Consider the following 20,054-nt stretch of genomic DNA (forward strand, 5'->3'; position numbering starts at 1 on the left):
AATTCATCTTTACTGAGCAATAAATACAATTACCCAATAGCAAGGCAACTCACTTCGCAAAGAAAGTACAAAAAACAGCCCCTTTTTAGCTCGTTTTTACGCTACAGCCATCAATATGTTAACAATCCGAGTAAAAATCACGCTTATTTCTCATAAATATTGTTGCTCAGTCCTCGCTCCTGTATCCTATCACCCTATTTATTTTTTCATTTATTATTGCTAGGCAGATACGATATGCAAGAGTTATATAATCCCAAAGAGATTGAAAAGAAATTCCAAACAAAATGGGAAGAAGAACAATCATTTAAAGCGACAGAAGATCCATCAAAAGAAAAATATTACTGCCTATCTATGTTCCCTTACCCAAGTGGGAAATTACACATGGGTCACGTCCGCAATTATACCATTGGCGATGTAGTATCACGTTATCAACGCATGCAAGGCAAAAACGTCATGCAGCCTATGGGCTGGGATGCTTTCGGATTACCAGCAGAAAATGCGGCGATTAAAAATAATACCGCACCAGCTGGTTGGACCTATGACAATATTGAATATATGAAAACGCAGCTAAAACAGCTCGGTTTTGGTTACGATTGGTCTCGAGAGTTGGCCACTTGCCGTCCTGAATATTACCGCTGGGAACAGTGGTTCTTTACTAAGCTCTATGAAAAAGGGTTAGTTTATAAAAAAATGTCTACGGTAAACTGGGATCCTGTCGATCAAACTGTACTCGCCAATGAACAGGTTATTGATGGTCGTGGTTGGCGCTCTGGTGCCCTCGTTGAGCAAAAAGAGATCCCACAGTGGTTTATTAAAATTTCCGCCTATGCGCAAGAACTTTTAGATGATTTAGATACGTTAGAAGAGTGGCCTGAGCAAGTACGTACCATGCAACGTAATTGGATTGGTCGTTCTGAAGGGATTGAGATGGACTTTAACGTTGCAGGAAGCGATGAACGCTTTTCTGTTTACACAACCCGTCCTGATACCGTGATGGGTGTCACCTATGTTGCCGTGGCAGCTCAACATCCATTGGCACTAGCGGCTGCCCAAAACAATCCTGAACTTGCTGCGTTTTGTGAAAAATGCAAAAACGTAAAATTGGCAGAAGCTGATATGGCAACCATGGAAAAAGAAGGCGTTGATACGGGCCTAAAAGCGATTCACCCTATTACTGGTTTAGAAGTGCCAATTTGGACTGCTAACTTTGTCTTAATGGGATATGGATCTGGCGCCGTAATGTCTGTACCGGCACATGATCAACGTGATTATGAGTTTGCTAAAGCCTACGGACTCGATATTAAAGCGGTAATCAAACCTGCCGATAGTGATGTCGATGTCTCCCTTGAAGCATACACAGAAAAAGGCATCTGCTTTAATTCCGCTGAATTTGATGGTTTAGACTTCGAGGCAGCATTTAATGCCGTTGAAGCAAAATTAGTGGCAGAGAACAAAGGTAAACGTCAAGTTAACTTCCGTCTACGTGACTGGGGTGTCTCGCGTCAGCGCTACTGGGGTGCACCTATCCCGATGTTAAACTTGGAAGATGGCTCAGTGGTTCCAGTCCCAGAAGATCAACTCCCGGTTGTTTTACCTGAAGATGTTCAGATGAATGGTATCATCTCTCCGATTAAGGCTGATCCAGAGTGGGCAAAAACAACCTTTAACGGCGAAATAGCAACGCATGAAACAGATACCTTTGATACCTTTATGGAATCAAGCTGGTATTATGCGCGTTACTGTTCACCACAAAGTGACGATATGATGCTCGATCCAGAAAAAGCCAACTACTGGCTACCTGTAGATCAATATATCGGTGGTATCGAACATGCCATTTTACATCTTTTATATTCGCGCTTTTTCCATAAATTATTACGTGACTTTGGTTTGGTTAACTGCGATGAGCCATATAAAAAACTCCTCACTCAAGGCATGGTATTAGCAGATGCTTATTACTATGAAGATGAGAAAGGCGGTAAAGTTTGGGTTGCACCAACGGATGTTGAAACAGAACTTGATGGCAAAGGTAAAGTGATCGCCGCTAAAACAAAAGACGGCAGAGCTGTTATTTATGATGGCATGAGTAAAATGTCTAAATCTAAAAATAACGGCATAGATCCACAGTTGATGATCGATAAATACGGTGCCGATAGTGTGCGCTTATTTATGATGTTTGCTGCACCTTCCGATCAAACGCTAGAATGGTCTGACTCCGCCCTAGAAGGTTCGCTACGCTTTTTAAAACGTCTGTGGAAACTATCTTATGACCACGTGGCATTAGGTGAAACTGCGCCGTTAAACCTTGACGCACATAATGATGAACAAAAAGCGCTACGCCGTGATGTACATAAAACCATCGCCAAAGTGACCGATGATATTGGCCGTCGTCAAACTTTTAACACAGCTATTGCAGCCGTCATGGAGTTAATGAATAAGTTAACTAAAGCGGCAATGGATGACGAACAAAGCCGTGCTATTTTGCATGAAGCGTTAGTTGCCATCGTGAAACTCTTATCACCGATCACGCCACATATCGCCGCAGAGATATATGCAATGCTCGGTGCACAAGATGATATCATCAACGCAGAATGGCCAACGGTTGATGAAACTGCATTAGTGGAAGATTCAAAACTGATTGTGGTACAAGTTAATGGCAAGCTACGCGCAAAATTATCTGTACCAGCTACAGCGGAGCAAGAGAGTGTCGAGGCACTTGCATTTGCAACTGACAATGTCAGTAAATTTACCGATGGAAAAACGGTGCGAAAAATCATTTACGTTCCAGGTAAATTACTTAATATCGTCGCAAATTAGTGGTAACAAACTAGGTTTTCATTGCGCAGCAATAGATGAGAGTAAAAAATAGTCTACTCTCATCTTATTGATATTAACTAACCGAAAAGGCTTCTTAATGATCTCTTATTTTTGTAACCTCTTATATGCCAAGCAGCGATACTGCAAAAGCTCTTTTATTTTATGCACAACACTCTTACTCAGTGGCTGTGGATTTCACCTCAAGCATGTCGATGGATTAGCCGATAAATATCCGCAACTTTACCTGCAAACGCATGAACCGAATGGTGATTTAGCACGTTTTGTTAAGGTTCGCCTCCGTGGTGCAGGTATCGAGCTTGTCCCTAATCCTGATGCCAATATCGCGACCTTAAAAATAGACTCAGAGCGTCGTTCATCACGCACTATCTCACTTTATGTGAACGCACAAAATGCTGAACAAGAAATCAGTTACAACCTAAATTATTCAATTCAAACACCAGGCTATCAAGCGCAGGAGTTCAGTGTTAATTTATACCGTGATTTTTTGGATAATTCAGCAAAAGCATTGGCAAAGTCGCGCGAATCAGAGCGCTTACTCAAAACTACGTAGTATTGCCGCGGATAACATAATAACAACGATGCTTAGCCTAAATATTAACAATGCAGATAAATTACCCGAAGCAACGGTAACCGAGTGATTATTTGTGCGAATTTATCCTGAGCAGTTACTGCAACACTTAAAACAAAAAATACCTCATTGCTGCCTGATTTTTGGCGATGAGGCACTGCTCTGTTTGGAAGCCCGAGATCAAATTCAACGGGTTGCCAAAACAGCGGGGTTTATGGAGACCTTCTCCTTCAGCTTGGACGGGAAGTTCTCAGGTGACCTTATTTACAATGAGTTTAATTGCCACTCTCTTTTTTCAGAAAAAAAAATTATTGAGCTTAGCTTTACTAAAACAAGTAAAGAAAACACCGCGTTTATCCGTGAAATAACCACGCTCATTAACGACGATATATTATTAGTTTTGCAAGGCCCAAAACTTAATAGCCAACAACTCAATAGTGTTTGGTTTAAAACCCTTGAGCAACAAGGTATCTATATTTCCACCAACACTCCCGCTGCACATAGGCTACCCCAGTGGATGTTCCAACGCTTAAAGGCGTTAAACTTACACGCAGACAAAGAGGTCATTGACTATCTTTGTACCCACTTTGAAGGCAATTTATTAGCGGCAAAACAAGAATTTGAAAAACTCTCTTTACTTTACCCAAAGCAACACTTAACGTTAAAGCAAGTTGAGCAGTCGATTACGACACATAATCATTACAGCCTTTTTCAATGGATAGATTGCTTACTAGCTGGTGATCAAATTCGCGCGACGCGTATATTCAAACAACTTAAAGCAGAAGGCAGTGAGATTCTGCTGTTAAGTGCCACCCTTAATAATGAGGTTGTTAAATTACTTAAGTTAAGTTATCAGCGCCAACATACGCCATTAACACAACTATTTAAACAGCAAAAACCGATGCTCTGGGCAACTAAGCAACAGCTTATTACGGATGCATTAACACGCCTGAGTAGTGCTCAACTTGAAAAGACACTCAATTGCTGTGCCGAATTAGAAATTGCCATTAAAGTGGATAATAGCGATGATAACTGGCTACAACTTGAGGCCATCAGCAGATCATTTTTTAGTAAAGAGTAGCAATAGATGAATCAATATAATCAACAAACCGCGATTGGATTTTTAGGCGGTACCTTTGATCCCATCCATTTTGGCCACCTTCGCCCTGCACTCGAAATCAGTACTGCTCTGGCGTTACAAAAACTCTATGTCATGCCAAATCATATCGCGCCACATAAAAAGAGCAGTCAAGCCAATGCACAACAGCGCAGTGAGATGGTGCGTTTAGCAATACAAGATCAAGCCAATATAGAGATAGATACCAGAGAGCTAAATCGACACGCTAAAAGTTATACTATTGATACGCTCAAAGAGTAAAAAAAGAGCACCCTAATAATCCAATCTGTTTTATTATGGGCATGGATTCACTACAAAGTTTTGACTCGTGGTATCAATGGCAGGAGATACTTAACTACTGCCATTTAGTGATTAGTGAGCGACCAGGAACAACGCAACTATTCAATAAAACCATACAAGCGTTAGTGGAACGCTGCCGCTGTGATGATATCGCGACCTTACATAATTTACCCTGCGGTAAAATATACTTTCAAACAACTAGCCAATTTGATATTTCATCAACGCAAATTCGTCAATTACTAAAAAACAAGATGCCTATTGACTACTTACTGCCAGAGGCCGTTCATCAATATATTAAGCAGCAGGGTCTTTACCAAAGAGATTAATCTATCCCCAAGTACTTATGAACCTGCACCGACAATCGCCAATTTCGTTCAATGCAGACGCGACTGCAAAGCGCTGTCGCTCTACTCTTTTGTGAGATAGGTTGTAAACAGATCACCTTATTCTGTATCGATATTAATGATGCTAATAGCTCATCGAGTTGCGCAATATCATGCTCAGTGCCCACGGGATGCTTAATTTCATTGGCTCGCTCAAGTGCACTCGACAGAATGGCCTTACCGCCACGCATATTGACTTTAGGCGATAACGTCACCCAACTTCTATCATCCACTAAAATAGGATGTGTACCACTGGTTTCAATTTGTGTTTGAAAAGCATATTGATGTAATAGTGTTGTCAATTCACGAAGATCATACATACAGGGCTCTCCACCTGTGATCACCACCAAATTCGCGCTATAACCTAAGCGTTTAATCTCATCAATAATATCCTGTGCAGTGACGCCCGCCCAACAATCGGAATCATTACTTTGATCCGTCAGATTAGTTAACTGTGTCTCTTTATCGGGATCGATATGCCAAGTATTTTTTGTATCACACCATGCACAGCCAACATCACACCCCTGTAAACGGACAAAAATAGCAGGCAAGCCAGTGAAATGACCTTCCCCTTGGATAGTTTGAAATAATTCATTTACTTTATAGTTGCTATGCATTCGCGTATTATACTCCGCTAATAAAAATTTGTTCGGACTTATAAGTTAATAGAACAGGAAACACAAGTATTATGAATAAAAAAGTTGTCGTAATTTACTCCGGTGGCATGGACTCTTACACCGTATTGCACAAAGCGATTCAGCAAGGATTTACGCCATATGCATTAACCTTTGATTATGGACAACGCCATATCAAAGAGATTGAAGCGGCAAAAAAAGTGTGTGCCGATCTTGGCATCAACCATAAAGTGATCGATATATCTGCTATTAACGAACTTATTGGTGGTTCATCACTCACCGATAGCAATATAGATATCCCACTTGGTGATTACCAAAAAGATAACATGGTCTCAACGGTCGTACCCAATCGTAATATGATTTTGCTTTCCCTCGCGATTGGTTATGCCGTCTCATTAAAGATAGAAAAAGTCTACTACGGCGCACATTCTGGCGACCATGACATTTATCCCGACTGTCGCCCCGTATTCATCGAAAAAATGAACGATGTGGCCGCAGTCGCCAATTATGAAAAAACGGAAATTTTTTCTCCCTATTTACATAGCGACAAGGTTGGTATTCTAAAAGATGGCTTAGCGATGGGACTAGATTATATCAATACGTGGACTTGCTACAATGGCCGAGAAAAAGCATGCGGTCACTGTGGTAGTTGTCTGGAGCGACTCCATGCATTCGCTGCTAATGGTGTAACCGATCCCGTTGCGTACGAAGCATAATCAGTTGTAAAATTCGCCCCCTTTAGCTTGAATTAATTTTTCATTAATAAAGGAGGCGCTATAATTATCGGTAGTCATTTACTATAAAGCAACACATCAAACGAAAGGACTCTAGCAATGCTATTACGGCAGCTCTTGATAGTACTAAGCACTCTTTTTATCTTCTCTTGTTCAGATACCACAAAAGAGATGAATGAAGATTATGGCACACCGCAAGTCCGCGATCGCATACGCCCTAACGATGACCCCCTCGCTATTGATTACCTAACACAAGTAAAGCCTATAATTGATCAACGCTGCGTTGTTTGCCATGGCTGTTACGATGCCCCCTGCCAGTTAAAACTCACCTCACCAGAGGGGATAGATAGAGGCACCTCAATCGAGAGTGTTTATGCCACTCGTCTATTTGAAACTGAACCTACTCGATTATTTATCGATCATAAAACAACGCAAGCGTGGCGCGATAATCATTTCAATTCCATATTAAATGAACGAGATCAGACACCGACCGCAAACTTGCAAGGCAGTGTGCTATATCAACTACTAGTACAGAAAATGAAACATCCGCTTCCAAATGTCGCGGTACTGCCCGATGATTTTGATTTTTCTTTAGATAGAGAGCAGCAATGCCCAAGTATCGAAGAGTTTGCTAGCTACGCGGAAGACAAACCACTTGCGGGCATGCCCTATGGCCTACCACAGCTAAGTAACAGCGAATTTAAAAAAATAGAGAAGTGGATTAGTCAAGGCGCACCAATGGCACAACCAATAGCACTCAATGACAATATGCTCGCTGAAATTGAAAAATGGGAGATGTTATTAAATGGCAAGGATAATAAATCGCAACTAATCAGCCGCTATATTTATGAACATCTGTTTTTAGCGCATATCTATTTTTCAGAACAGACTACAGACAATAACAAGCAACCGATATTTTTCCGATTGGTGCGTTCAACAACGCCACCAGGAACAGACGTGGATGAAATTGCAACGCGACGCCCCTACACAAAACCACCCGTTGATCAATTTTACTATCGCTTACTTCGCGATACAGAAACCATATTAACAAAAACACATATGCCCTATGCACTGAACAAGGATAAATTAGCACGTTGGAATGCATTGTTCTATAAAGCTCATTTTAGCGTCGAAAATCTACCAAGCTACGAAAAGGGGTACGATCCGTTCAGCACATTTGCAGCTATCCCTGCACATTCCCGTTATCAATTTATGCTCGATGAAGCTCACTTTACGATTATGGGATTTATTAAGGGTCCCGTTTGCCGAGGACGAATCGCCTTAAATGTTATACGAGACAAGTTTTGGGTCTTTTTTGTCGCCCCAGAACTAACAAATTCAAAGGCGTATGACGAATTTATCCTGGGGCAAGCAGAAAATTTGCAATTACCATCGGACTATAGTGAAAATCATCTCGCTCTTACCACTTGGCATAAATTCTCTAAATTAGAACAAAAATACATTGCCGCACAGGACACTGCCTTAAAAAGTACCAAAAAAATAGATCAATACCTCGGTCTAAATGGTATCTGGAACGGTAATGAAAATGCTGGATTAACTATTTTTAGGCATGCAGATAATGCTCAAGTAGTAAAAGGGTTACAGGGTCCCCACCCTAAAACAGCATGGTTAATTAACTACCCCATTTTAGAACGAATTCATTACCTATTAGTTGCAGGCTATGATGTTTACGGGCGAGTAGGTCATGAATTAACCACACGGTTGTATATGGACTTTTTAAGAATTGAAAGTGAAATGGACTTCATCACCCTACTTCCGATTGGCAACCGCACCGATGAAATTAATAGTTGGTACCTTGACGCTAATAAAGATTTAAAAACTTACTTTGATGAAAATAGTTTTTTCTTACATAAACAAAATAATTTAACCTATGTAACAAGTAACCCGAAAAAAGAGTTATTTAACAAATTAAAACAACACTACCAAGAGCCGTTAAGCACGACACAACGCGATAAACAACGATTGGATCTCGTTAATGAGCCCTTAGCGAGATTGAATCATTTACCAAACCACGCCGTTCAGCAATTATCACAGGCGAGCTTTATATTAGTTGAAGATGCCAATGAAGGAGAGCAACTATTTAGTTTAATACGTCACAACGCTCATAAAAATGTCTCTAGCTTGTTTCGTGCAGAAAAAATGCATCTTCCCGATCAAGATACCGCTGAAATATATACGGGTTTATTAAGTAACTACCCTGAAACTATTTTTGCGTTCAAGGCTTCACAGCAAGCAGCATTTAGTCAACAACTTGCCGCAGTCGCTGATGCCGAAAGTTATGCGAAGTTACTGGATAAATATGGAGTTCGCCGCAGTAGTAAAAACTTCTGGGAGGTGAGCGATACAATTCATCGCTTATATCAACAAGGTGATGCGATTAACTCCGGTTTGTTTGATTATAATCGCTTAGATAATCGCTAAGCGTCGAAATTTTTCTTACGCATCGCTTTAATTTGTCCGCGCGCTGTTTTTTTATCCATACGCCGATGCTGAGAACCTCGCGTTGGCTTGGTATCTCGTCGAGCCTTCTGCACAACCACCGCGGCCAAAATTAACGTTTTTAAGCGTTCCAATGCATCACTACGATTTTTTTCTTGAGTACGATGCTGTTGCGCTTTAATGATAATCACACCATCAGCGGTGATACGCGAATCGGAGTATTTGAGTAAACGTTCTTTATAAAATGGCGGTAATGTAGAAGCGTTTATATCAAAACGAAGGTGAATGGCACTAGAGACCTTATTAACATTCTGCCCACCTGCTCCCTGCGATCTAATTGCGCTCAACTCAATTTGCCAGTCCGCTATCTCCACACCCGCTGTAATTTTTAACATTATGAGGCTGTCTCTCTGCTATTTTTATCAAGATAATGTTTTTTATAAGTCCCCTCTGGCATTCTGGATATTTGATAATCAATCATGGCATTAAAACTTTCCAACAAAGGCAAATATTTTTCACTTTCGTTTTCCAATTGAGAAAGTAAATAGTAACCCGCTTCGACCGTCGATAAACCATCTTCACGCGGTGATTTACGGATACGGTAATGGCTACTCTCTGTCCCTGTTATCGCCACTTTCGGTAATTTTTGCAAAAAAGGGTTGCTCATTAATAGTTTATAGGCTTTTTTCCAACTACCATCGAGAATAATAAAATGACTGTCAAAATTAATATTGGCCTGATTTATTAAGCTATCGGCAGGAATTGCCGCCTCATCAGGGAACAATAAATAACTGTTATCAATATCAAATAAACCTTCGTCAAACAAGTTAGCAGTAGTAATTTCACAGCGCTGTAACGATAACGCTAGTATTTTGGCGGTGCCGATTGCTTTTTTTTCTTCACTCGGATCTTGCAATATGTGCAAAAAGTGTTGATTATCAATCATTTTAATCGTTGCACAAATACATGCAGATTGTGCTTTTAAACAACGTTGGCACACGACTCGTTTGGTCATAAATTCTCACAGCAATAAAGGAAACGGATGCGAAATCTTGCTATTGAAACTACGCTCATCATATCAATATCGATATTAGTTTATATATTTGAGCCACAAGCTAGTCAGCTTCTGGCATATTATCACAATGCTATTACCCATTTCGAGTATTGGCGATTCATCAGCGCAACTTTCTGCCATACTAATTTCAATCACCTTGGCCTCAATTTAATCGGTTTACTTATTACGCTCGGACTTTTTATCGACACCTTTAAAGAAGTTAAGGTATTGCCCCTTCTCCTATTTAATAGCCTATTTATTGGTCTTTGTCTGTTTTTCTTAGAGCCAACAGTTACAGGGTATGTCGGTTTATCTGGGGTGTTACACGGATTATTTAGTTATGGAGTGATAAGTGATATCAAAAATAAAGATCGCTGGGGGTATTTATTAGGAACAGGTTTTGTGATTAAAATTTTTTATGAGCAAATTTTTGGTGCGCAACAAAGTACCATTGATTTAATTGCCGCCCCCGTGCTGGTTAACGCCCATCTATACGGCGCTATCGCGGGGCTCATTTATTATTTTTTATTGGCAGCCATAAATAGAAAAAGGCAGCCAAAGCTGCCTTTAAATGGGTGAACCATCGGAGAAAATGAGAGTAAAAACCAAAGAAATTTTCACCCATTTTACCTGTGGTAATTAGCGATTAACGACTAACTACCTGTAATATCACTATTAGCCCTGTAGCAATGATAATACGTTTTGTGAACTTGCGTTTGCTTGCGATAGCATAGAGGTACCTGCTTGTTGCAAGATTTGCGCTTTACTCATTTTCGATGTTTCAGCAGCAAAATCGGCATCTTGAATACGCGAATTTGATGCAGATAAGTTTTGTGAAACATTCTCAAGGTTAGAGATAGTAGAGCTCAAACGATTTTGAATCGCACCTAAGTTAGCCCGTGAATCGGATATTTTATCTAAAGCAACATCTATTTTATCAAGGCTACTGACCGCATTTTTTGAAGTGGTCACACTTAATCCTAATTCAGTCACAGAGGTACCACCGACATCGATCATGCCTAATTTATCTAGTGCCGTTGCTTTAGCCGCTTCCGTTGGTGCGTGACTAGCCACAACAATATCACCATCATCGGCAGCGGTAAGTAAAATTTCAGTTCCACTTATTGTGGCGATCACGCCCGTTTCTTCAGTTAATTTATTGATGGCATTGACTTGATCTGCTAATGCTGCGCCCGAAGAAATTAATGGCACACCATTAATCGTAATCGCATCCGCTTCATTAATCGCACCACCCGTAGGAGTTTCACCCAGTACAGCAGAGCCATTGGTCACCATAAAACCTAAATTTTTCGTCTCTGTAGCGACCCCATTTGTACCTAAATCAACGCCAATAGGTTCTGCATTTTGACTGGTTAAACCTAAGTAACCTTTAAAGGTCCCGTTTTCTAAGCCAGAAGTAGCACCAGCGCCAGCGATGGTGATAGTTTCACCGCTATCATTATTTAAAATGAGTTGACCATCTTCTCCCACTGTTGCTTTTAATCCTTCAACGTCACGATTAATGGTTTCCGCTAAGTTTTCCATGGAAGATGTCGCTGCAAGCGTCACCGCGGTGCCGTTACCAATGGTAATCTGCAAACCACTGGTGATCCCTGTTACATTGGTGCCCGATTGTCCTTCAACCACATTATAGGCATCAGCGGTTACCCCTGTAGAAGCGGTCTCAAGATTAATGACTCGCGCCATTTCAGCAGCGCCACCACCGGCAGCTATTGCACCAATATCAACGCCATTAATAGCAACAGCACCATCCGCCGTTGCGACACTATCAAGAATTCGACCACCATTGAGATCGCCCTTATTAACTCCGCCATTTAAGCCAAGTTCGGCAGTGGTCACGCTAGCAATACTAAAGGTGATATTTTCACCAGAATTCGCGCCTATTTGCAAAGTGGTTGAGGCATTAGAGCCATCTAATAAATTTGTCCCATTAAATTGGGTGGTTGTGGCGATACGATCTAATTCGGTATAAAGTTGATCCACCTCTTTTTGAATAGAGGCTTTATTTGATGCAGAGTTAGTGTCATTCGCAGCTTGCACGGAAAGCTCACGCATACGTTGCAAAATGTTGGTCATCTCATCCATCGACCCCTCGGCGGTTTGCGCCATCGAGATACCATCGTTTGAGTTACGTACCGCTTGGTTAATACCACGAATTTGTGACTGCATCCCCGTTGAGATAGCTAAACCTGCGGCATCGTCCTTGGCACTGTTGATACGTAAACCAGAAGATAGACGTTCCATCGCTTGGTTTTGGGTAATTTGACTTTTGTTTAATTGGCGCTGTGCATTGAGCGACATTATGTTGGTATTGATTATTTGAGCCATGGGCTCCTCCTTAATTTCTTTGCAATCCCTTTGCGGGGGAAATAGGCAATTATTGTTTTAATTGCCGTCAACTTTTACTCTCCCTCGTAATAAAGCGATTTTCATGCCAAGTTTTCAAAACAAAAGTAATCTAAATAAAAACAATAACTTACATTAACCCTAATTGATAAATTGAGAAAATGAGAGACTGTTTTTTGACTGATTAAATAAGAAGCAAAAAAAAAGAGGCAATCAATTGCCTCTTTTTTTGTCAATTTATTGTTCTTTACAATAATTTAAAAAGACTTAATCCCTGCATTTTCACAAAGGTTTGCTGAGTGATTTCTAATAGGCTCATCTGTTGTTGAAATTCACTAATAGCAGCAGCCATATCTAAATCTTCTAAATTTGATAATGTTTTTTGACTGCTTAAATTAAAATCAAGTGTCGACTCGCGCTGATTTTCTATAGTACGTATGCGAGCCCCTACCGCGGTACGAACGTTTGACACTGAACTCATGGTATTGTCAATTTGGTGACGGGCCATATTTAGCCCCATTTCCCGTTGAGATCTCGCCACACTATCTTCTCCCGGTATTCTTAAGGTATCGATAGCATCTTTGATAGTGGCAAAAATATCCTTTGTGTCACTTTGACGTAATGTGAAACTATCAAGATTTTCCACCTCCCCCTTTAGCTCGGTTTTAATACCATTAAACTCAATGGATTGGCCTTCTTGATAAGGCGTTGGCTCAACATATTTATTGATTTTATAGGTATCGGTCAAATCAGGGATACCATCAATCTCAAATGAAAATCCATTCACAGAAACAGTCTGCGCTTCAGTATTTGCAGGATCAAAGGAAGGAGAAGCAATAACACCACCGATAGAGACATCAATAAGTCCAGCATTTGCAATAAAGCTTATGTCAAGCCCGTTAGATGCTGCAGCAGGATCAAATTTTGCGGGATCAAAACCAGCAAAACCTGCATTGTTAACATCTACTGACTGCAATGTTATTTTCGCATCACCAGTAACCGTTCCCGCTTTTAAGCCATACACAGAATAATCGGGATCGGCACCAGGCGTAGCCTCACTAATAGCAATGGTATAATCTTCTTGCAAAAACCCCTTAGAGGCTTTGCTATCAATAACAGAAGCGGCATCAATAACACCAGATCCGCCATTAAGCGGATTACCACTGGAGACAAACGTACCATTTCCTTCAGGGATATCGGTAAATATTGTTGAACCAGGCGTATTACCTCCAACAAAAACACCAGTGCCCACTTTATAATCACGACTACCGCTATCACCATGGTAATCGATACTAGCAAATTCATTTTCTTGAAAAGGCTGTGTATCAACCTGAAAACCAGAAAAAATATACTGACTATTACCATCTTTAGAGTTAGCAACACCAATTAATTCATCTCGTAAGTTATCTAATTCCTGCGCAATTGCCTCACGGTTTTCTTGATTGTAAGTGTCATTACCAGCACTTACCATCAATTCACGAACACGTTGTAGAATATTCGTCACCTGAGAAAGCGCCGTATCTTCTAATGAATTAGACGTTTCAGCCATCTCACCATTTTTAATATATTGTTCACCAAGAGAAATATCTTGCTTCAAACGTTGAATAGTCGCTATCGCAACGGGATCATCAGCCCCCGTAATAACGCGCTTTTGAGTAGATAAATGGAGATTTTGTTGACTCAACTTAGTCTGCTGCGACATCACGCTTTCTGTATTACGTTGATAAAACACTTGGGTGGAAATTCGCATATTAGCCTCTTTATTCTATTATGAGCCATTAACTCAACCTAACCAGAATAAATGCAAGAAATAAGCCAATATAAAAAACTAAGGCAAGAGAGGTGAACTAGCAATTGCAAAGCTATTGCTAGCCGAATCAGAAATGTTTAACGGGCAGCTTGTAAAATGGTATCAAAAAGCTCCCCCGCAACGGATATAACACGCGCAGCGGCACTATAATGCTGTTGATATTGTAATAAATTAGCAGCCTCTTCATCCATATTAACACCGCTGATACTCTGCAAACGCTCATAGGATTGGTTTTTTAGTATCGCCGTTGATTGCATCGATATATCGGCATTGGATGTTTTTGCCCCCAATTCCGCTAACATGCCACTATATACATCTTGAAATGTTGCCTTATTACCATTCATTATTTTTTTGTTCTGTAATTCCCCCATCGCGAGAATATTACGATTATCACCATCGCCCGTTTCATTGTAGGTCAAGTCAAAGGTATCACCGCTTGCAGGCTGCCCCCTTTCCAATTCAACTTCAATACCAGCAAAATTAAATATCGCCTTTCCTGTGAGTAAGTCTGGCGTCACCGTCAATCCAGTCAGTACGTCGCCAGGAACTTTAGGGGGCACAAAATTGCCAGTAGAGCCTGTAGGCAAAGTAACGGGAGTGCCATTTTTATCGACAATTTCATAGGTTATCACCCCCGCAATATTACTGGTAATACTAATCTGTAATGGGTTATCGGCATCCATATAAAGCGGATCTGCGCTGTTATTCAATGCAGAAACACGCATTGTGGCATCTCCGCTGTTCGTCTCACCCGCATTGGCTTTTATCTGTGCATCGGCAGCTGCAACTTTAGCAGGGTTCGTTTCGACTAAACTCGCCTCCATTGCTGCTAAACGGGTTGGTCTAAGGGTAAATGTTTTGCCTGGTTGGGGGGGATCAGTGGCAATAATAGCATCAATCCCTAAGCTTAAGCCGCTATTGGGAATATCAATACGCTCTGTGAACTTAGGTCAACGGTTAATATTTGTGACTCGCCCGTTGATGCATTGGTGACTGTAAATTCAATCGTACCAGGAGGCGTTGTCGTATCATAGCTATTGACCACTAACCCATATTCATCGGCACTCAATTGGCTAAGATCATCAACACGTAAACTTAATTGCGCACTGCCCAACCCATCATTATGGGATAAGACACGTTTTTGCATCGTTTCGATGGAATTAATATCATTAAACAGATTATCACCAATCGCACCGTCGAGAGTCTGCCCTTGCTTTTGCTGCTCATTAATTGAGTGGGTTAAACCAATAATATTTTGTCCTAACTGATTAAAAGCACGTTCAACCACATCGCGACGCGTGGTAAACATTGCCGCTACCTTGCCGCCTAACCTTTCGCCATCCATTCTCACAAGGCTACCATTGATATTAATAGCAAGCTCTTTACGAGAGGGATCTGGATTACCATTGATAGAAACGATATTAAGTGACTCAGCCCCCATCACCAATCCCTGCCCGCTGCCCATGTACACATTAATCATACCGTTATCAGCAGGCACCACTGAAACATTTACGTATTCACTTAATGCGGTAATGGCTTGATCGCGTTGATCCATTAAGTCATTAGCATTATTACTGCCGCCACTCCCTAAGACAGCTGAGATTTGTTTATTAATATTCGCCAAATTATCCGCAATGGTGGTAATTGCTTTAGCTGTATTACTAATATCAGTATTAATACTATTATATTGGATATCAATATTTTCATAGAGACGGTTATATTGGTTTATCATATTAGTCGCTGATTCAAGAAATACTTGTCGAGACTCAAGCATGTTAGGGTGATCAGCAACATTATTAATCGACTCAAATGTCGCTAATACCGGTTTTGTAACCGATGTGCCTTCAGTGGAAAGTAACATATCCATCTGACTTGACTGGGCATAAACCTCTTTCGCATAGCCAAATTGTGATGTATTGATAACATTTTCGTTAAAGGCAAATTTATCATAGGCACGTTCAATACCGTTAACAATCGAACCGCGACCAAGGAAATACTCCCCATAACGATCCGCACCAGCCGTCGCGACTTCCACTGATTGCCGAGAATATCCAGGCGTGTTCACATTAGCAATATTATGACCAGTCGTCGCAAGACTCGCTTGTGATGAATAGATGCCCGATAAACCAATTTGAAATAGATCAGCCATTAAAATCGTCTCCTGCAATAATCTGTTGGAACTCTTCATTGCGCATGATTTGTTTTATTTTTTCAGCATATTGAGGATCAGTTGCGTACCCTGCTTGCTGCAACGATTCAATATAATGTTCACTATTAGCGCCTTCTTTTAGCGCCCCTTTATAACGTTTATTGTTGACGATAAAATCTTGGTAATCAGCAAAGCTAGCGGCAATATTTTCGTAGGCACGAAAGTCCGAACGACGCTTAATACCAATACCATCTTCAACTTCTAAGCTATCTTTACTGACTTTATCGCCCTGCCAGCTTTTATTTGCTTTAATATTAAAAAGGTTAAAACTACTTTGATTGGCATCTTTATTAATTATTTTTTTCCCCCAGCCCGTTTCCAATGCAGATTGTGCAATTAAAACAGCAGGAGAAACACCTAATGCCTGTGCCACTTTTTTGGCGTATGGCATTAGGGTATTAATAAAGGATGTTTTGCCGCTAAACTCAGGAGCGTTATTAGCCGAATCTGTTGAAATATTAGCTGATGTCGCTGGCGACTTAACAAATTGCGTAGCAAAACGAGATTGATCTGGTTTATTAAATTCCTTAATCAACGCCTCTTTTTCTAATGAATGCATTTTATCAAGTTGACTATTAGGCATGTTTAACTGCTCTATTGGCAGTGATTTTGGCGTAACAATGGAATTCGGATCAAGCTGTCTCACCAAGGCATCTGCAAGGCCGAGTGAACCGTGACGACTGATATCAAGGGCGAGTTGTTTATCTTGCATGTCTGTATAGAATTTAGTTTGTTTATTATTAAAAGGACTATCTGTTTCAAAGGCTTCATTAGCTTCACGCATTGATTTTATAAGCATAGTGGCAAACATCGATTCAAATTGATTAGCAACTTCACGAATCGACTCTTTACTATTACCTTGTGCTTTTTGACGCAACTGATCTAACCCTTGTAAATCAAAGTAATTACTCGCTTGCGTCACTGCTTGATTAGCCATTGTCAGCCCCGTTAATTTTCATTTAACTAAACAAAGCAAAAAAAGTGCCAAAAATACAAACCTGTCGTTATTAAAATATCTCTGTTTATTCACTTTTAGCACATGTAATAGTCGCGTAAACTTCACTTTTTTAAAATAACCTTGGACTCACTATGATTAACCCTGTTTTATTGTCTGTCTCAGTCATGCTTGCCCTCTCTTTAATGAGGGTAAATGTGGTCATCGCCCTCTCATTAAGTGCCATGATAGGGGGGTTAAGTGCGGGTATGTCATTGACAGACACCGTTGCTGTTTTTGAAGGTGGACTTGGCAGTGGCGCAACCATTGCCCTCAGCTATGCCATGCTCGGTGCATTTGCCGTGGCAATATCGAAATCAGGCATCACTGATTTACTTTCGCAAACGATTATTAAGCGTATTCACGGCAGACACCCTGATCATCTAACCTATGTCATTAAGTACATACTACTCAGTGTCATTTTATTGATCTCTATCTCTTCGCAAAATATCATTCCTGTACATATTGCCTTTATCCCAATTTTGATTCCGCCACTACTAGAAGTGTTTAATAAATTGCGTTTAGATCGTCGCTTAATTGCCTGTATACTGACTTTTGGGTTAGTGACTCCCTATATGGTTCTACCAGTCGGTTTTGGTGGCATTTTTTTGCATAATATTCTATTAAAAAACTTATATGATAATGGTCTACAGGTAACCGCAGACCAAGTTCCCTATGCGATGATACTTCCCGCATTAGGCATGCTGACTGGATTATTGATTGCGGTATTTTTCAGTTACCGTAAACCTCGTGACTACACGCCAACGAATACCCCCATAAAAGCGGAAAAAAAACAGTTACAAAAAAGTCATCTGATCGTTGCCGCTGTCGCTATTATCACAACATTAGCGATTCAATTAATGTCTGGCTCAATGATCATCGGCTCTTTAGCTGGCTTTATGGTGTTTACCTTAGGTGGCGTTATTGCGTGGAAAGAGACGCAAGATGTATTTACTAAAGGAGTTCATATGATGGCAATGATAGGCTTTATTATGATCACTGCAGCAGGTTTTGCAGCGGTGATGAAAGCCTCTGGAGGAGTCGAAACATTAGTGCAAATGCTATCAACAAGCATCGGCGACAACAAACCATTAGCCGCGTTACTAATGCTTATTATTGGCTTATTAGTCACCATGGGAATTGGCTCGTCTTTTTCCACGATTCCAATTATTGCAACTATTTATGTTCCCTTAGCCATCGCCTTTGGTTTTTCGCCAATGGCCATTATTGCCCTTGTCGGCACAGCAGCTGCACTCGGAGATGCCGGTTCACCCGCCTCTGACTCAACGCTTGGGCCAACTTCAGGGTTAAATGCTGATAATAATCACGACCATATATGGGACAGTGTTGTACCAACTTTTATTCACTATAATTTACCACTCATTATATTTGGTTGGATTGCGGCAATGAGCTTATAAAAAGCAAAAAGGGAAAGCGACTAACTGCTTCCCCTTTTTAGCAAGTTAACAATGGTTCTTGCTAACTGATTAAATAATAATTAACTCGCCCTGTAATGCACCAGCTTGTTTTAATGCCTCTAAAATCGCCATTAAATCACCCGGTGCTAAACCAACTTCATTTACAGCTCGCACTAAATCATTAAGACTGACGCCTGAATCAAATTTAAACATACGGCTGTTTTCTTGCGTGATATTAATTGTACTATTATCTGTCGTTTCCGTTCTCCCTCCCGCAAAGGGATTTGGCTGCGACACCTCTTTATTTTCACTCACGGTAACACTCACTCCACCGTGCGTGATAGCCGCAGGTAATAATTTAACATCTTGGCCAATAACAATGGTGCCAGTCCGTGAATTAACAATGATCTTTGCCTTAGCACGAGCAGGCTCAACTTCTAAATTTTCTAATGTAGAAAGATAAGAAACTCGCTGAGATTGATCTCTCGGTGCAAGTACTCTAACTGAAGTCGCATCCAATAAGGTTGCCGTGTTCTGACCAACCAGATTATTAATAACATCGGCCATTCGTTTTGCCGTGGTAAAATCCGATTGATGTAAATTTAAGGTAATACTATCACCCTGTGAAAAAGAGGATTTTATCTCACGTTCAACAATAGCCCCATTAGAGATCCGCCCTACTGTTGGCGTGTTAATCACCACTTTTGAACCATCGGCACCTTCAGCACCAAGACCACCAACCACAAGACTCCCCTGGGCAAGCGCATACACATTACCATCAACCCCTTTTAAAAAGGTTTGTAACAATTCCCCACCACGTAAACTTTTTGCTTCCCCAATCGCTGAGACAGTAACGTCAATTTTCTGACCCGCTTTAGTAAAAGGCTTTAATTCCGCCGTGATTGCCACTGGGGCAACATTTTTGATTTTTAAGCTTTCACCCTCAGGAATATTAATACCAAAATTACGCAGCATTGTCGCAAAGGATTGCTCAGTAAATTTACTGCTTTTTTCACCAGTCCCCGGTAAACCAACCACTAAACCATAACCAACCAACTGATTACTACGAACGCCTTGCACACTGGTTAAATCTTTAATACGCGCTGCATAACTATTGCCGACTGATGCAATCAACAGGCTAGTAAATAATAATTTTGTTAATAGTTTCAT

18 protein-coding genes are annotated in these 20,054 nt (G+C 40.7%); 9 read left to right on the top strand and 9 right to left on the bottom strand.

Features of this window, described 5'->3' with window-relative positions:
* The first annotated feature begins 234 nt into the window (after positions 1-234).
* The 5 genes from leuS to AB2N10_RS09335 all read left to right on the top strand — a co-directional run bounded on the left by leuS (position 235) and on the right by AB2N10_RS09335 (position 5,146).
* Positions 235-2,814 (top strand): leucine--tRNA ligase, encoded by a 2,580-nt coding sequence (leuS, locus tag AB2N10_RS09315; protein ID WP_369433737.1) that lies wholly within the window; start codon positions 235-237, stop codon positions 2,812-2,814.
* Between the two features lie 97 nt (positions 2,815-2,911).
* Positions 2,912-3,385 (top strand): LPS assembly lipoprotein LptE, encoded by a 474-nt coding sequence (lptE, locus tag AB2N10_RS09320; protein ID WP_369433738.1) that lies wholly within the window; start codon positions 2,912-2,914, stop codon positions 3,383-3,385.
* A 94-nt stretch (positions 3,386-3,479) separates the two neighbouring features.
* The gene (holA, locus tag AB2N10_RS09325) at positions 3,480-4,484 is read left to right on the top strand and encodes a DNA polymerase III subunit delta (RefSeq protein ID WP_369433739.1); all 1,005 of its coding nucleotides are present in this window, start codon (positions 3,480-3,482) and stop codon (positions 4,482-4,484) included.
* 6 nt (positions 4,485-4,490) lie between these two features.
* Positions 4,491-4,781, top strand: a complete 291-nt coding sequence (locus AB2N10_RS09330; RefSeq protein WP_369433740.1) for a nicotinate-nicotinamide nucleotide adenylyltransferase — start codon at positions 4,491-4,493, stop codon at positions 4,779-4,781.
* A gap of 35 nt (positions 4,782-4,816) precedes the next feature.
* On the top strand, positions 4,817-5,146 hold the full coding sequence (locus AB2N10_RS09335; protein ID WP_369433741.1) for a nicotinate-nicotinamide nucleotide adenylyltransferase: 330 nt from the start codon (positions 4,817-4,819) through the stop codon (positions 5,144-5,146).
* Here the strand turns inward: AB2N10_RS09335 and queE are convergent.
* On the bottom strand, positions 5,143-5,820 hold the full coding sequence (gene queE, locus AB2N10_RS09340) for a 7-carboxy-7-deazaguanine synthase QueE (RefSeq protein WP_354623938.1): 678 nt from the start codon (positions 5,818-5,820) through the stop codon (positions 5,143-5,145). The two genes, AB2N10_RS09335 and queE, sit on opposite strands and share 4 nt — an antisense overlap.
* A 71-nt stretch (positions 5,821-5,891) precedes the next feature.
* Here queE and queC point away from each other — a divergent pair, with 71 nt between their 5' ends.
* The gene (gene queC / locus AB2N10_RS09345) at positions 5,892-6,554 is read left to right on the top strand and encodes a 7-cyano-7-deazaguanine synthase QueC (RefSeq protein WP_354623937.1); all 663 of its coding nucleotides are present in this window, start codon (positions 5,892-5,894) and stop codon (positions 6,552-6,554) included.
* Between the two features lie 117 nt (positions 6,555-6,671).
* Positions 6,672-9,014: a fatty acid cis/trans isomerase gene (locus AB2N10_RS09350; protein WP_369433742.1), complete on the top strand. Its 2,343-nt coding sequence runs from the start codon at positions 6,672-6,674 to the stop codon at positions 9,012-9,014.
* Here AB2N10_RS09350 and arfB read toward each other — a convergent pair.
* Together arfB and AB2N10_RS09360 are read right to left on the bottom strand one after the other, a co-directional pair.
* Positions 9,011-9,427: an alternative ribosome rescue aminoacyl-tRNA hydrolase ArfB gene (gene arfB / locus AB2N10_RS09355; RefSeq protein ID WP_354623934.1), complete on the bottom strand. Its 417-nt coding sequence runs from the start codon at positions 9,425-9,427 to the stop codon at positions 9,011-9,013. The two genes, AB2N10_RS09350 and arfB, sit on opposite strands and share 4 nt — an antisense overlap.
* A complete protein-coding gene (locus tag AB2N10_RS09360) occupies positions 9,427-10,047 on the bottom strand; it encodes a tRNA-uridine aminocarboxypropyltransferase (RefSeq protein ID WP_354623933.1) in 621 nt (206 codons plus the stop codon). The genes arfB and AB2N10_RS09360 overlap by 1 nt, the downstream gene beginning before the upstream one ends.
* Positions 10,048-10,074: 27 nt before the next feature.
* Here AB2N10_RS09360 and rrtA point away from each other — a divergent pair, with 27 nt between their 5' ends.
* Positions 10,075-10,665 carry a rhombosortase gene (gene rrtA, locus AB2N10_RS09365; RefSeq protein ID WP_369433743.1) on the top strand — a complete coding sequence of 197 codons (591 nt, stop codon included), beginning with the start codon at positions 10,075-10,077 and terminating at the stop codon, positions 10,663-10,665.
* Between the two features lie 96 nt (positions 10,666-10,761).
* Here the strand turns inward: rrtA and AB2N10_RS09370 are convergent, their stop codons facing one another.
* The 5 genes from AB2N10_RS09370 to flgJ form a co-directional block, all read right to left on the bottom strand.
* Positions 10,762-12,435, bottom strand: a complete 1,674-nt coding sequence (locus tag AB2N10_RS09370; protein ID WP_369433744.1) for a flagellin — start codon at positions 12,433-12,435, stop codon at positions 10,762-10,764.
* Positions 12,436-12,700: 265 nt separating this feature from the next.
* A complete protein-coding gene (flgL, locus tag AB2N10_RS09375) occupies positions 12,701-14,203 on the bottom strand; it encodes a flagellar hook-associated protein FlgL (protein WP_369433745.1) in 1,503 nt (500 codons plus the stop codon).
* Positions 14,204-14,340: 137 nt separating this feature from the next.
* The gene (locus tag AB2N10_RS09380) at positions 14,341-15,087 is read right to left on the bottom strand and encodes a flagellar basal body rod C-terminal domain-containing protein (RefSeq protein WP_369433746.1); all 747 of its coding nucleotides are present in this window, start codon (positions 15,085-15,087) and stop codon (positions 14,341-14,343) included.
* Between the two features lie 83 nt (positions 15,088-15,170).
* Positions 15,171-16,412 (bottom strand): flagellar hook-associated protein FlgK, encoded by a 1,242-nt coding sequence (flgK, locus tag AB2N10_RS09385; protein ID WP_369433747.1) that lies wholly within the window; start codon positions 16,410-16,412, stop codon positions 15,171-15,173.
* Positions 16,405-17,409: a flagellar assembly peptidoglycan hydrolase FlgJ gene (gene flgJ / locus AB2N10_RS09390; protein WP_354623922.1), complete on the bottom strand. Its 1,005-nt coding sequence runs from the start codon at positions 17,407-17,409 to the stop codon at positions 16,405-16,407. The genes flgK and flgJ overlap by 8 nt, the downstream gene beginning before the upstream one ends.
* 155 nt (positions 17,410-17,564) lie before the next feature.
* Between flgJ and AB2N10_RS09395 the strand changes: the two genes are divergently transcribed.
* Positions 17,565-18,884 carry a Na+/H+ antiporter family protein gene (locus AB2N10_RS09395; protein WP_369434662.1) on the top strand — a complete coding sequence of 440 codons (1,320 nt, stop codon included), beginning with the start codon at positions 17,565-17,567 and terminating at the stop codon, positions 18,882-18,884.
* Between the two features lie 69 nt (positions 18,885-18,953).
* On the opposite strand, the gene AB2N10_RS09400 is transcribed toward AB2N10_RS09395, so the two are convergent.
* On the bottom strand, positions 18,954-20,054 hold the full coding sequence (locus AB2N10_RS09400; RefSeq protein WP_354623921.1) for a flagellar basal body P-ring protein FlgI: 1,101 nt from the start codon (positions 20,052-20,054) through the stop codon (positions 18,954-18,956).

This window comes from Psychromonas sp. MME1, from assembly GCF_041080865.1.
Lineage (GTDB): Bacteria > Pseudomonadota > Gammaproteobacteria > Enterobacterales > Psychromonadaceae > Psychromonas.